Annotated in this window: 12 protein-coding genes; 6 read left to right on the forward strand and 6 right to left on the reverse strand. The window is 67.8% G+C overall.

The window, feature by feature from the left end:
- Nucleotides 1-168: 168 nt before the first annotated feature.
- The 3 genes from CHC02_RS22330 to CHC02_RS22340 all read right to left on the reverse strand — a co-directional run bounded on the left by CHC02_RS22330 (nucleotide 169) and on the right by CHC02_RS22340 (nucleotide 2,246).
- A complete protein-coding gene (locus CHC02_RS22330) occupies nucleotides 169-600 on the reverse strand; it encodes an acetyltransferase (protein ID WP_089393598.1) in 432 nt (143 codons plus the stop codon).
- A gap of 141 nt (nucleotides 601-741) precedes the next feature.
- The gene (locus tag CHC02_RS22335; RefSeq protein WP_089393599.1) at nucleotides 742-1,353 is read right to left on the reverse strand and encodes a tRNA-uridine aminocarboxypropyltransferase; all 612 of its coding nucleotides are present in this window, start codon (nucleotides 1,351-1,353) and stop codon (nucleotides 742-744) included.
- Nucleotides 1,350-2,246: a LysR family transcriptional regulator gene (locus CHC02_RS22340; protein WP_089393600.1), complete on the reverse strand. Its 897-nt coding sequence runs from the start codon at nucleotides 2,244-2,246 to the stop codon at nucleotides 1,350-1,352. Before CHC02_RS22340 ends, CHC02_RS22335 begins: the two co-directional genes overlap by 4 nt.
- 286 nt (nucleotides 2,247-2,532) lie before the next feature.
- On the opposite strand from CHC02_RS22340, the gene speB reads away from it, so the two are divergent.
- From speB to CHC02_RS22370, 6 genes are all read left to right on the forward strand, one after another.
- Nucleotides 2,533-3,492, forward strand: a complete 960-nt coding sequence (gene speB, locus CHC02_RS22345; RefSeq protein WP_089393601.1) for an agmatinase — start codon at nucleotides 2,533-2,535, stop codon at nucleotides 3,490-3,492.
- Nucleotides 3,493-3,501: 9 nt separating this feature from the next.
- On the forward strand, nucleotides 3,502-3,906 hold the full coding sequence (locus tag CHC02_RS22350) for a YybH family protein (RefSeq protein ID WP_089393602.1): 405 nt from the start codon (nucleotides 3,502-3,504) through the stop codon (nucleotides 3,904-3,906).
- A 25-nt stretch (nucleotides 3,907-3,931) separates the two neighbouring features.
- On the forward strand, nucleotides 3,932-5,446 hold the full coding sequence (locus tag CHC02_RS22355; RefSeq protein WP_089393603.1) for a purine-cytosine permease family protein: 1,515 nt from the start codon (nucleotides 3,932-3,934) through the stop codon (nucleotides 5,444-5,446).
- A gap of 139 nt (nucleotides 5,447-5,585) precedes the next feature.
- Complete coding sequence (locus CHC02_RS22360) at nucleotides 5,586-6,965, forward strand: sodium:solute symporter family protein (RefSeq protein WP_089393604.1); 1,380 nt, start codon at nucleotides 5,586-5,588, stop codon at nucleotides 6,963-6,965.
- Nucleotides 6,966-7,058: 93 nt separating this feature from the next.
- Nucleotides 7,059-8,660 carry a 5-guanidino-2-oxopentanoate decarboxylase gene (locus tag CHC02_RS22365; protein ID WP_089393605.1) on the forward strand — a complete coding sequence of 534 codons (1,602 nt, stop codon included), beginning with the start codon at nucleotides 7,059-7,061 and terminating at the stop codon, nucleotides 8,658-8,660.
- A gap of 302 nt (nucleotides 8,661-8,962) precedes the next feature.
- Nucleotides 8,963-9,688, forward strand: coding sequence for an MBL fold metallo-hydrolase (locus tag CHC02_RS22370; RefSeq protein WP_089393606.1), 726 nt, complete (start codon nucleotides 8,963-8,965; stop codon nucleotides 9,686-9,688).
- 76 nt (nucleotides 9,689-9,764) lie between these two features.
- Here CHC02_RS22370 and CHC02_RS30780 read toward each other — a convergent pair whose 3' ends face one another.
- From CHC02_RS30780 to CHC02_RS22380, 3 genes are all read right to left on the reverse strand, one after another.
- Nucleotides 9,765-9,896 (reverse strand): PA1414 family protein, encoded by a 132-nt coding sequence (locus tag CHC02_RS30780; protein ID WP_256595960.1) that lies wholly within the window; start codon nucleotides 9,894-9,896, stop codon nucleotides 9,765-9,767.
- A gap of 158 nt (nucleotides 9,897-10,054) precedes the next feature.
- Nucleotides 10,055-10,987 carry a DMT family transporter gene (locus CHC02_RS22375; RefSeq protein WP_089393607.1) on the reverse strand — a complete coding sequence of 311 codons (933 nt, stop codon included), beginning with the start codon at nucleotides 10,985-10,987 and terminating at the stop codon, nucleotides 10,055-10,057.
- A gap of 195 nt (nucleotides 10,988-11,182) precedes the next feature.
- Nucleotides 11,183-12,283 (reverse strand): extracellular solute-binding protein, encoded by a 1,101-nt coding sequence (locus tag CHC02_RS22380; RefSeq protein ID WP_089393608.1) that lies wholly within the window; start codon nucleotides 12,281-12,283, stop codon nucleotides 11,183-11,185.
- Between the last annotated feature and the right edge of the window lie 33 nt (nucleotides 12,284-12,316).

Genomic DNA, 12,316 nt, shown 5'->3' on the forward strand with positions numbered 1-12,316 from the left:
GTTGAGCCTTGGCGAAACCCATGCGGCCATGGCGATGGGTATCGCTTCGCTCCACCCATCCTACGAGGGTGTTTCCCCTGCCCATGGGCGCGCTCCCACAGGGGAACAGCATGGGTGGGACGGCGTAGGAGCGGACTCCGTCCGCGATCCGGCCGCCAGGCCGGTCCCCTACAGGCTCATGTGCAGCAGCGGGAATGGCCGGCCCTGGCCATCGGTCTCGGAGCGGCCGGTGTCATGGAAGCCATAGCGCCGGTAGAAACTCACCGCCTGCAGGTTCTGTTCGTTGACGTCGACGCTGAGGCGGCCACGCAGTTCACGCGCGTAGTCGAGCAGGTACGTGCCTATGCCCTGGCCGCGTCGTTCGGGGGCGATGAAGAGCATTTCCACATGGGCCTGGTCCAGGCCGATGAAGCCCTGTGGGCAGTCCTCGCCGTCGACGGCGACCCACACTTCCACCGCCGGCAGGTAGAGGTCGCGCACCTGGGGCAGCAGTTCGGCGATGTCGGCTTCGCTGATGAAGTCGTGGGTGGCGCGCACCGCGCGCAGCCAGATGTCCAGCAGGGTCGGGTTGTCCGCGGCGAAGCGCTGGCGAATGAGCATGGTTGCGTCCTGTCTTGTAGGGCGCATAACGCCTGAGGCGTTATCCGCCGTTTGGCCTCGGTTCCCGGCGGCTCCGGGGCCGACCTTGGCGTTGGCTGTGGCCGCGGTGTGTCGGCGGATAACCGCGAACGGTTATGCGCCCTACGATTCATGCCGGGGTTTCAACTCGCGCTGGTGATTGCGCTGGAAAGTCTCCTCCCCCATCGCCGCGATCTGCCCGTCGATCAGCGCCTCGAACGGGCGCAGCAGCGCGTCGAAGGATTGCGGTGCATCCAGCGCGTTCAATGCATGTACCACCGCCTCGATGGTCGACAACGCGCCTTCGGCCGGCGCCTTGCGCAGGCGGTAGCGCGAGCTCAGGCCCTCGGGCAGGGCCACCCGCGGCAGGGCCGCCAGGTGCGGGTTGAGGTGCAGCAGCTTGCGCGCCTTGCGCCAGGTGCCGTCGGGCACCACCAGCAGGCGCGGCTGGATGGCCGGGCGGGTGGCCAGTTCGGCGAGGGGGATGGCGCTTTCGCCGGGGAACAGCAGCCAGGCGTCCTCGGCGGAGAGGTCGAGGCCGCTGAAATCCTCACCCACCCGCAGTTCGGCGTTGGCCAGGCCGAGGGCCGCCAGGCGCGCGGTGTTCAGGGCGTGGCCAACTTCGCTGGAGTGCTGCAGCAGGAGTATGCGGGTGCGGTTGTCCAGATGCGGGATCAGCGCGCACAGGCAATGGCCCTGCGGCCGCAGGCAGCGTTCGCAGCGGGCGCGGCTCATGGTTTGCCCGGCTGCGTGCGCAGCAGGTCGCGGAAGTTCTGGATCAGCGGCTCGCGGGAGCGGCCGCGGCGCAGGATCAGCGAGAACGGCGCCTGGTAGCCGAAGGTGGCCGGCAGCAGCGCGCGCAGCCTGCCCTGCTCCACCCAGGGGTGCGCATAGTGTTCGGGCAGGTAGCCGATGTAGCCGCCGGAGAGGATCAGGATCAGCTGCGCTTCCATACTTTCCACGGTCGCCGCGCTGTGCTTGAAGCCGTGGCGCGCCAGTTCCGCCTGGCTCCAGTAGCCGCGGCCGACCATGCGCTGCTGGGTGATCAGCTCGGCGGGGATGCGCCGGCCGTCGAACAGCGGGTGGCGGTCGCTGCAGTACAGCCAGTGCTGCTCGCGGTACAGCGGCTGGTAGACCAGGCCGTTCATGCGGCTGAAGAAGGAGCCGATGGCCAGGTCCAGGCGGTTGTCCAGCACCGCCAGCTGCAGTTCGTAGGGGCTCTGCACCTGCAGGTGCAGGTGCACCGCCGGGTGCAGGCCGCTGAAAGAGCCGATGACGTCGGCCAGCGGCAGCGCCGGGTCGCTCACGGTGGAGTCCAGCACGCCGAGGTTGAGGGTGCCGCGCAACTCGCCCTTGAGGGTGGCCGCATAGCGCTCGAAGCCTTCCAGTTCGCCGAGGATGCGCAGGGTTTCCTGGTGGAACAGCTCGCCCTTGCTGGTCAGGCCGAAGCCGCCGCGGCCGCGGTGGCAGAGCACGATGCCCAGCTGGTTCTCCAACTGGCTCATGTAGGTGCTGATGGCCGAGGTGGACAGGTTCAGCTCCTGCTGCGCCGAGGCGAAGCCCTGGTTGCGCACCACGCAGGCGAAAATCCGCAGAAGCTTGACGTCGGGCAGGGCGCTGGCGCTCATGAAGGGCTCCGGAATTCGGGGTGAAGAGGCTCCAGTTCAACCGTCCGTGGACTGGCACCGGGCCAGACCGTTCGTCGTCGCCCGACCTGCAGGTCACATGCGGCGGGCCCGGCGCCGAGGGCGCTGCGACAGGACAGCGCAGTCTAGCCGTGGAAGTAAGTTTAGAAAACTCTGAACTGATTATTTGTAGCCAGCGATTTTTCCCACTACCGGGCATGACCAGAATCCGGCCTCAGTATCAACAAGCCTGTTTCCACGAAAACAGCGAATCCCGTGAGGCCTACCCATGGACAAGAAACTCCACCAGCCCCTGGGCGGAAACGAAATGCCGCGCTTCGGCGGCATCGCCACCATGATGCGCCTGCCGCATATCCAGGCCCCCGAGGAGCTCAACGAGCTCGACGCCGCCTTCGTCGGCGTGCCCCTGGACATCGGCACCTCCCTGCGCTCCGGCACCCGTTTCGGGCCCCGCGAGATCCGCGCCGAATCGGTGATGATCCGCCCGTACAACATGGCCACCGGCGCTGCGCCCTTCGATTCGCTGAACATCGCCGACATCGGTGACGTGGCGATCAACACCTTCAACCTGCTGGAGGCCGTGCGCATCATCGAGGAGGCCTACGACAAGATCCTCGACCACGGCATCGTCCCGCTGACCCTCGGCGGCGACCACACCATCACCCTGCCGATCCTGCGCGCCATCCACAAGAAGCATGGCAAGGTCGGCCTGGTCCACATCGACGCCCACGCCGACGTCAACGACCACATGTTCGGCGAGAAGATCGCCCACGGCACCACCTTCCGCCGCGCCGTGGAAGAAGGCCTGCTGGACTGCGACCGCGTGGTGCAGATCGGCCTGCGCGCCCAGGGCTACACCGCCGAGGACTTCAACTGGAGCCGCAAGCAGGGCTTCCGCGTGGTGCAGGCCGAGGAGTGCTGGCACCAGTCGCTGGCCCCGCTGATGGCCGAGGTGCGCGAGAAGGTCGGCGGCGGCCCGGTGTACCTGTCCTTCGACATCGACGGCATCGACCCGGCCTGGGCGCCCGGCACCGGCACCCCGGAAATCGGCGGCCTGACCACCATCCAGGCGATGGAGATCGTGCGTGGCTGCCAGGGCCTGGACATCATCGGCTGCGACCTGGTCGAGGTCTCCCCGCCCTACGACACCACCGGCAACACCTCGTTGCTCGGCGCCAACCTGCTGTACGAAATGCTCTGCATCCTCCCGGGCGTACAGCGCCGCTGAGTGGCCCAAATGCATAACGACGCCTGCGTAGCACAGGTGCTGGAGGCTGCCCGCGCGCTCGTGGCAGCCTTCGCGCGCACCGACACCGAGGCCTACTTCGCGGCCTTCAGCGAAGACGCCAGCTTCATCTTCCACAACTGGCCGCAGCCGCTGCGCACCCGCGCGGCCTACCGCGAGGTGTGGGAGGGCTGGTTGCGTGACGACGGCTTCGAGGTCCTCGACTGCCAGTCCAGCAACGCTTTCGTCAGCCTGCAGGGCGAGGACGTGGCGATCTTCAGCCACGACGTCGCCACGCGGCTGCGCATCCAGGGAACGGAGAGCCTGAACCACGAGCGGGAGACCATCGTCTTCCGCCGTGAACAACAACAAGGCCGCTGGCTGGCCGTCCACGAGCACCTGTCGCCGACGCCATGAGGCAGGACTTTCCCGGGAGGAAGTCATGGATAATAAGAACAACGCACACGCAATCACGACCATCGAGACCTTCGGCGTCGAACAGATTCCCGACGCCGAGCGCAACGCCACGCCCACCGACCTGTTCCGCATGATCTTCGGTGGCGCCAACACCTTCGCCACCGCCGTGCTCGGCAGCTTCCCGGTGCTCTTCGGGCTGTCGTTCCAGGCCGGCGCCTGGGCCATCGTCCTGGGCGTGCTGGTCGGCGCGCTGATCCTGGCGCCCATGGGCCTGTTCGGCCCGATCAACGGCACCAACAACGCAGTCTCCTCGGGCGCGCACTTCGGCGTGCACGGGCGGATCGTCGGTTCGTTCCTCTCGCTGCTCACCGCCATCGCCTTCTTCTCGCTGTCCGTATGGAGCTCGGGCGACGCCCTGGTCGGCGGCGCCAAGCGCCTGTTCGGCCTGCCGGAAACCGACCTGACCCTGGGCCTGGCCTACGGCCTGTTCGCGGTGCTGGTGCTGACCGTGTGCATCTATGGCTTCCGCTTCATGCTGCTGGTCAACAAGATCGCCGTGTGGGCCGCCAGCCTGCTGTTCCTGCTGGGCGTGTTCGCCTTCGCCGGCCCCTTCGACGCCGGCTACGCCGGCAGCGTGCAACTGGGTGGCGAGGGCTTCTGGGCCGCCTTCATCGGCGCCACCCTGCTGGCCATGAGCAACCCGGTGTCCTTCGGCGCCTTCCTCGGCGACTGGGCCCGCTACATCCCGCGCCAGGCCTCCAAGCAGCGCATCATGCTGGCGGTGCTGCTGTCGCAGCTGGCCACGCTGATCCCGTTCTTCTTCGGCCTGGTCACCGCCACCATCGTGGCCGTCAAGGCACCGGACTACATCGCCGCGAACAACTACGTCGGTGGCCTGCTGGCCATCTCGCCGAGCTGGTTCTTCCTGCCGGTGTGCCTGATCGCCACCATCGGCGGCATGTCCACCGGCACCACCTCGCTGTACGGCACCGGCCTGGACATGTCCAGCGTGTTCCCGCGGCTGCTCAACCGCGTGCAGGCCACCCTGTTCATCGGCCTGCTGTCCATCGCCTTCATCTTCATCGGCCGCTTCGCCGCCAACCTGGTGCAGAGCGTGTCCACCTTCGCCGTGCTGATCATCACCTGCACCAGCCCCTGGATGGTGATCATGATCCTCGGCCTGATCACCCGCCGCGGCTTCTACCACGCCGACGACCTGCAGGTGTTCACCCGCGGCCAGCAAGGCGGCGCCTACTGGTTCCACCACGGCTGGAACTGGCGCGGCATGGGCGCCTGGATCCCCAGCGCTGTCCTCGGCCTGTGCTTCGTCAACCTGCCGGGCCAGTTCGTCGGCCCGCTGGGCGACCTGGCCGGCGGCATCGACATCAGCCTGCCGGTGACCCTCGGCCTGGCCGCCCTGCTCTACCTGACCCTGCTGCGCACCTTCCCGGAATCCGCCGGGGTGTACGGCCCGCAAGGCCCGCGCTGGGTCGGCAGCCACGACCGCCCGGTGCTCGGCATCAACGAGCCGGCGGCCTGAACCCGCGCCCCCCTGCCTGGGGCGCAGCACCAAGCAAGTACCTGTGAGACGCCGACGGGCCGGTTGCCACCGGTCCGCAGGCCTACCGTCCGCCACCCGCGGCCGGCAACAATGACAATTCGAGTGTGAGGAGCCGATCATGGCCTTGGATATAATCGTCGTTCTGATCTATGCCGCCGGCATGCTGGTACTGGGCTGGTACGGCATGCGCCGGGCGAAGACCCACGAGGACTTTCTGGTAGCGGGACGCAACCTTGGCCCGTCGTTCTACATGGGCACCATGGCCGCCACCGTGCTCGGCGGCGCCTCCACCGTTGGCACCGTGCGCCTGGGCTACGTCCACGGCATCTCCGGCTTCTGGCTGTGCGCCGCGCTGGGCGCCGGCATCATCGCGCTGAACCTGTTCCTGGCCAAGCCGCTGCTGAAGCTGCGCATCTTCACCGTCACCCAGGTCCTGGAGCGCCGCTACAACCCCATGGCGCGCCAGGCCAGCGCGGTGATCATGTTCGCCTACGCGCTGATGATCGGCACCGTCTCCACCCTGGCCATCGGCACCGTGATGCAGGTGCTGTTCGGCCTGCCGTTCTGGGTCTCGGTGCTGCTCGGCGGTGGCGTGGTGGTGGTCTATTCGACCATCGGCGGCATGTGGTCGCTGACCCTCACCGACATCGTCCAGTTCATCATCAAGACCGTCGGCCTGATGTTCCTGCTGCTGCCGATCTGCCTGTACCGCGTGGGCGGCTGGGACGAGCTGGTGGCCAAGCTGCCGGCCAGCGCCTTCAGCTTCCACACCATCGGCTACGACACCATCATCACCTACTTCCTGATCTACTTCTTCGGCATCCTCATCGGCCAGGACATCTGGCAGCGCGTTTTCACCGCGCGCAGCGAGGGCGTGGCCAAGTACGCCGGCACCGCCGCCGGCGTGTACTGCGTGATCTACGGCCTGGTCGGCGCGCTGATCGGCATGTGCGCCAAGGTCCTGCTGCCCAACCTGGACAACGTCAACAATGCCTTCGCCGCCATCGTCCAGGCCTCGCTGCCGGACGGCATCCGCGGCCTGGTGATCGCCGCCGCCCTGGCCGCGATGATGTCCACCGCCAGCGCCGGCCTGCTGGCCGCCTCCACCACCCTGACCGAGGACCTGCTGCCGAAACTGCGTGGCGGCAAGACCTCCAGCCTGGGCATCAACCGCCTCTTCACCGCCCTCACCGGCCTGGTGGTACTGGTCATTGCCCTGGTGGTGAACGACGTGATCAGCGCCCTGACCCTGGCCTACAACCTGCTGGTGGGCGGCATGCTGATCCCGCTGATCGGCGCCATCTACTGGAAGCGCGCCACCACCGCCGGCGCCATCAGCAGCATGAGCCTGGGCTTCGTCACCGCCCTGGTGTTCATGCTCAAGGATGGCTTCGACGCCAACACCCCGATCTACTACAGCCTGGCCATCGGCCTGGTGAGCTTCGTCGTGGTCAGCCTGCTGTCGCGCCGCCCGGCGGCGGCCGCCAGCGTCGCCTGACGCGCACGGTGCGATGAACAAGGGCGCGGCGAGTCGATCTCCGCGCCCTCTTCGTTTTCCCCACTTCCTCACCCACGAACAAAAGGAACTGCCATGACCACCTGCGGCGAATTCCTCGTCAAGCAACTCGAAGCCTGGGGCGTGGATACCGTCTTCGGCATCCCCGGCGTGCACACCGTCGAGCTGTACCGCGGCCTGCCGGGCAGCGCCATCCGCCACGTCACCCCGCGCCACGAGCAGGGCGCCGGCTTCATGGCCGACGGCTACGCCCGCGTCACCGGCAAGCCGGGCGTGTGCTTCATCATCACCGGCCCGGGCATGACCAACATCCTCACCGCCATGGGCCAGGCCTACGCCGACTCCATCCCGATGCTGGTGATTTCCAGCGTCAACGAGCGCTCGCGCCTGGCCCACGGCAACGGCTACCTGCACGAGCTGCCCAACCAGCGCGCCATGACCGCCGGGGTGAGCGCCTTCAGCCACACCCTGATGAGCGTCGAGGAACTGCCGGCGGTGCTGGCCCGCGCCTTCGCCGTGTTCGACAGCGAACGCCCGCGCCCGGTGCACATCGAGCTGCCGCTGGACATCATCACTGCCCCGGCCGACCACATGCAGGTACGCCCGCGGGTGCAACTGGCCCGCCCGGCCCCGGCGCGCTCGCCGCTGCACGAGGCGGCGGCCAAGCTGGCCAAGGCGCAGAAACCGCTGCTGCTGCTCGGAGGCGGCTGCGTGGAAGCCCAGGCCGAGGCCCGCGCCCTGGCCATTGCCCTGGATGCCCCCACCGCGCTGACCATCAACGCCAAGGGCCTGCTGCAGCCGGAGCACCCGCTGCTGATCGGCAGCAACCAGTCGCTGGTCCCGGTGCGTGAACTCGCGCAAGAGGCCGACGTGGTCCTGGCCATCGGCACCGAGCTGGGCGAGACCGACTACGACGTGGTGTTCGATGGCAACTTCCGCATCGGCGGCGAGCTGATCCGCATCGACATCGACCCGCAGCAGCTGATGCGCAACTACACGCCGAGCATCGCCATCCACGCCGACGCCCGCACCGCCATGCGCGCCCTGCTGGAGCTGCTGCCGGCCCGCGAGGCCAGCCCGGACAGCCCCGGCGCCCAGCGCGCGGCCAAGGTACGCGCGCAACTGGCCGAGGACTTCGGCGGCTGGGCGCACTACCGCACGCTGTTCGGCAAGATCCTCGAAGTGCTGCCGGACGCCCGCTTCGTCGGCGACTCCACGCAAACCGTGTACAGCGGCAACCACCTGGTGGAACTGGACGGCGGCCGCCGCTGGTTCAACGCCTCCACCGGCTACGGCACCCTCGGCTACGGCCTGCCGGCGGCCATCGGCGCCAAGCTGGGCGACCCGAGCCGCCCGGTGATCAGCCTGATGGGCGACGGCGGCCTGCAGTTCACCCTGACCGAACTGGCCAGCGCCGTGGAAGCCAAGGTGGGCATAGTGGTGCTGCTGTGGAACAACCACGGCTACGGCGAGATCAAGCGCTACATGGAACGCCGCGACATCACCCCGCTGGGTGTGGATATCTACACCCCGGACTTCCTCGCCATCGCCCGTGGCTTCGGCTGCGAAGCCGAACGCGCCCGCGACCACGGGCACCTGCAGGAACTGCTGCGCAATGCCCCGAGCGACCGCCCGTTGATCGTGGAAGTGATGGAGGCGGCGCCGTTCGCGCCTTGAGGTGATGGAGTGAGGCCCAGCAGCCCTCTCCCCCCGCCCTCTCCCTGAAGGGAGAGGGGGCTTGTCCGTGCCGAGAGAAGGCCAGGTTTCAGCCGGTAGATGTCGATGTTGCCGGCTGACTCCAGAGCACCAGCGTCTGCCCAACGGTCCCCTCTCCCTTCAGGGAGAGGGTTAGGGAGAGGGAAAGGCCTCCCCCCCAGCACCGCCCTCACAGATATGCCACCCTGTAGGAGCGGGCCCTGCCTGCGAAATCGCGCGCAGGGCGCGCTCCTACACAAAGCACAAAGACACCAGGCCCCACCATGAAAATCGTCACCCGCGACCGCTGGTTCGAAGTCCGCCACTGCTACGACGGCGTCAGCCTCATCCACGAACCCTGGGTGCGCCCCTTCTACCGCTGCAACATGTGGCACATCCAGGGCCGCGAGCGCGACCTGCTGGTGGACAGCGGTTCCGGCCTGGTCAGCCTGCGCGAGCAGTTGCCCTGGCTCACCGAGCGGCCGCTGCTGGCGGTGGCCAGCCACACCCACTTCGACCACATCGCCGGCCACCACGAGTTCGCCGAGCGCCTGTGCCACCCGGCCGAGGCCGACATCCTCGCCAGCCCCGACGGCGAGCGCACCCTGGCCACGGCCTTCGTCGGCGACGAGATGTTCGAGGCCCACCCGGACTGCCCGCTGTGCTACGCCGAGTACCGGGTGAAGGCGGCGCCGGCCACGCGCACCATCGACGAGGGCGACGTGCTGGACCTGGGCGACCGCGTGCTGGAAGTGCTGCACACCCCCGGCCATTCGCCGGGCGGCATCAGCCTGTGGGAAGCCGGCACGCAGACGCTGTTCTCCGGCGACATCGTCTATGACGGCCCGCTGATCGAGGATGCCTACCACTCCAACCTGGACGACTACGCCCGCAGCCTGGAGCGCCTGCGCCAGTTGCCGGTGCGCACCGTGCACGGCGAGCATTTCCCGAGCTTTTCCGGGGAACGCCTGCGCGTGATCATCGACGAGTGGTTCGCGGCCCACGGCTGAAACGCCGGGCGCGGAATGCAATCTGCCCGCACGAGGCGGGCAGAGGCTGTGTCGCAGCTGGAGCTTTCAGGAGCACTCAGCGCCGGCGTTGCTCCGTGTAACGCCTTTGCTCGTCGCTGGGAATGGGAATGGGTTGCAGGCGCGGAGGCTCGATGAGGCCGAGCGTTACACCCAGTTTCCATGCCAGGGTTTGCAGCCAGAATTTCATGGGATGCCTCCTTTGCGGTGGAAGAGGTCGGGCGGCCCACTGACCCGGGCCACCCTCAGAGTAGAGTAGCCCGGCGTCCCACTCTCCGCCCGTGCCACTCACTCCTTGCAACAAAGACTACGCGTCGGACGGCCTCCGGCCGCTGACCTGGATCAAGATCAGGCACGCTTGCCGCGCAATGTCCGGCGGATCCACGCCTCGCCGCTGACCAGGGAAATCCCCGCCAGCACCAGCACCGCGCCGGCGACGAAGTTCCAGGCCAGCGGCTCGTGCAGCAGCAGCACGCCGAAGGCGATGCCGAACACCGGCGTCATGAAGGAGAACACCGCCAGGTTCGAGGCCAGGTAGCGGCGCAGCAGCCAGAACCAGGTGAAATAGCTGAAGAAGGACACCACCACGCCCTGGAACAGCACGCTGCCCACGCCCACCGCGGTGAAGCGCACGTTGCCGAACTCGCCCAGGGCCAGGGCGAGGAACGGCAGCAACAGCGCGGCGGCGAACAGCTGGTAGAACAGCGTCAGGCTGGCCGGCGCCTCCGACAGGCGGGTGGTGCGCACCACCACCGTGGTGGCGCCCCACGCCGCCCCGGCCAGCACGCCGAAGAAGTCGCCCAGCAGCATGCGCGCGTCCATGTGCTGCAGGTCGAAGCCGCCGCCGAAGCACAGGGCGATGCCACCGAAGCACACCGCGATGCCCAGCCACTGCAGCGGCCGCAGGCGCTCGCTGGGCAGCAGGAAGTGCAGGCCCAGGGCGGAGAAGATCGGCGCCGTGTAGATGAACACCGCCATGTGCGAGGCGCTGGTGTACACCAGCCCCTGGGCGATGAACAGGAACTCCACGGCGAACAGCAGCCCGGCCAGCGCGCCGCCGGCCAGGGTGCCCTGGCCCATGGCCCTCCAGTCGCCGCGCCAGAGCACCAGCGCGCCCACCAGCAGCGCGGCCACCAGGTTGCGGCCGAAGGCCTGCATGATGGGGGCGATGTCGCCGGCGGCGAACTTCACCGCCACCTGCTGCATGCCCCAGATCAGGCACAGCCCCAGCATCGCCTGCAGGGCGAAGGCGTCGGCGCCCTTGCGCGTCGGCGGCGTCATGCGCACCCCCGCTGTCGGGACGAAGGAAGGGTGCAACGGCGGTCAGGCAGTTTCATGGCAGGCTCGGCAATGGCGAAACGGGTACCCACTCGCAAGGAAAACGGCGGTACTCAAAAGTAGTACCGCCGATTATTCCAGCCAAGCGACGAACGGCACCAGCACAAATCCGACACCGCCGGCCGTCACAGCGTCAACTCACCGCCCGGTCTTGACCTTGCTCCAGGTACGGGTGCGGATGCGCTCCAGCTTGGGCGGCAGCATCTCCACCGAGTACAGCCTGGCCTGCACCTCGGCCGGCGGGTAGACGTCGGGGTTGTCGCGCAGGTCGGCGGAGATCAGCTTGTCCGCCGCCAGGTTGGGGTTGGCGTAGGCCACGTAGTCGGAGATCGGCGCCACCACCTCCGGGCGCAGCAGGTAGTTGAGGAAGGCGTGGGCCTGCTCGACGTTCTGCGCGTCCTTCGGAATGGCCAGCACGTCGAACCAGGCCGCGGTGCCCTCCCTGGGAATGCGGTATTCGATGTGGATGCCGTTCTTCGCCTCCCTGGCGCGGTTGGCCGCCTGCATGGCGCCGCCGGACCAGGCCATGGCCACGCAGACGTCGCCGTTGGCCAGGTCAGTGACGAACTTCGAGGAACTGAAGTAGGTGATGTACGGGCGCAGGCTGCTCAGCAACGCCTCGGCCTTGGCGTAGTCCGCCGGGTCGTGGCTGTTCGGCGACAGCCCCAGGTAGTGCAGGGCCTCGGGGATCACCTCGGTGGGCGAGTCGAGGAAGGCCACGCCGCACTGCTTGAGCTTGGCGAGGTTCTCCGGCTTGAAGATCAGGTCCCAGGAATCCACCGGCGCGTTGTCGCCGAGCACCGCCTTCACCTTGTCGACGTTGTAGGCGATGCCGTTGGTGCCCCACATGTAGGGCATGGCGTACTGGTTGCCCGGGTCCTTGCTCTCCAGCACCTTGAGCAGCGCCGGGTTGAGGTTCTTCCAGTTCGGCAGCCTGCTCTTGTCCAGCGGCTGGAACACGCCGGCCTTGAGGTAATTGGGCAGGAAGCTGTCGCTGGGCACCACCAGGTCGTAGCCCGAATGCCCGGAGAGCAGCTTGGCCTCCAGCACCTCGTTGCTGTCGTAGACGTCGTACTTGGGCGCGATGCCCGTGTCCTTCTGGAAACCCTTGAGGGTGTCCGGGCCGATGTAGTCGAACCAGTTGTAGATGCGCACCACCGGCTCGGCGCTGGCCAGGCCGGCGGCAGCCAGCAATGCCACGCCGAGCAGGCCGCGGATGGTCTTCTTGTTCTCGCGCATGACTCGCTCCTCGAAATGGCGCGCCCTCAGAGC

The sequence above is a fragment of the Pseudomonas delhiensis genome (assembly GCF_900187975.1).
Lineage (GTDB): Bacteria > Pseudomonadota > Gammaproteobacteria > Pseudomonadales > Pseudomonadaceae > Pseudomonas > Pseudomonas delhiensis.

What these genes read in the sequence shown, in the direction of transcription:
- CHC02_RS22355 (WP_089393603.1), top strand. Translation starts at nt 3,932, where the DNA reads ATGGATAATAAGAACAACGCACACGCAATCACGACCATCGAGACCTTC.
- CHC02_RS22360 (WP_089393604.1), top strand. Translation starts at nt 5,586, where the DNA reads ATGGCCTTGGATATAATCGTCGTTCTGATCTATGCCGCCGGCATGCTG.
- CHC02_RS22370 (WP_089393606.1), top strand. Translation starts at nt 8,963, where the DNA reads ATGAAAATCGTCACCCGCGACCGCTGGTTCGAAGTCCGCCACTGCTAC.
- CHC02_RS22375 (WP_089393607.1), bottom strand. Translation starts at nt 10,987, where the DNA reads ATGACGCCGCCGACGCGCAAGGGCGCCGACGCCTTCGCCCTGCAGGCG.
- CHC02_RS22330 (WP_089393598.1), bottom strand. Translation starts at nt 600, where the DNA reads ATGCTCATTCGCCAGCGCTTCGCCGCGGACAACCCGACCCTGCTGGAC.
- CHC02_RS22335 (WP_089393599.1), bottom strand. Translation starts at nt 1,353, where the DNA reads ATGAGCCGCGCCCGCTGCGAACGCTGCCTGCGGCCGCAGGGCCATTGC.
- CHC02_RS30780 (WP_256595960.1), bottom strand. Translation starts at nt 9,896, where the DNA reads ATGAAATTCTGGCTGCAAACCCTGGCATGGAAACTGGGTGTAACGCTC.
- speB (WP_089393601.1), top strand. Translation starts at nt 2,533, where the DNA reads ATGGACAAGAAACTCCACCAGCCCCTGGGCGGAAACGAAATGCCGCGC.
- CHC02_RS22340 (WP_089393600.1), bottom strand. Translation starts at nt 2,246, where the DNA reads ATGAGCGCCAGCGCCCTGCCCGACGTCAAGCTTCTGCGGATTTTCGCC.
- CHC02_RS22350 (WP_089393602.1), top strand. Translation starts at nt 3,502, where the DNA reads ATGCATAACGACGCCTGCGTAGCACAGGTGCTGGAGGCTGCCCGCGCG.
- CHC02_RS22380 (WP_089393608.1), bottom strand. Translation starts at nt 12,283, where the DNA reads ATGCGCGAGAACAAGAAGACCATCCGCGGCCTGCTCGGCGTGGCATTG.
- CHC02_RS22365 (WP_089393605.1), top strand. Translation starts at nt 7,059, where the DNA reads ATGACCACCTGCGGCGAATTCCTCGTCAAGCAACTCGAAGCCTGGGGC.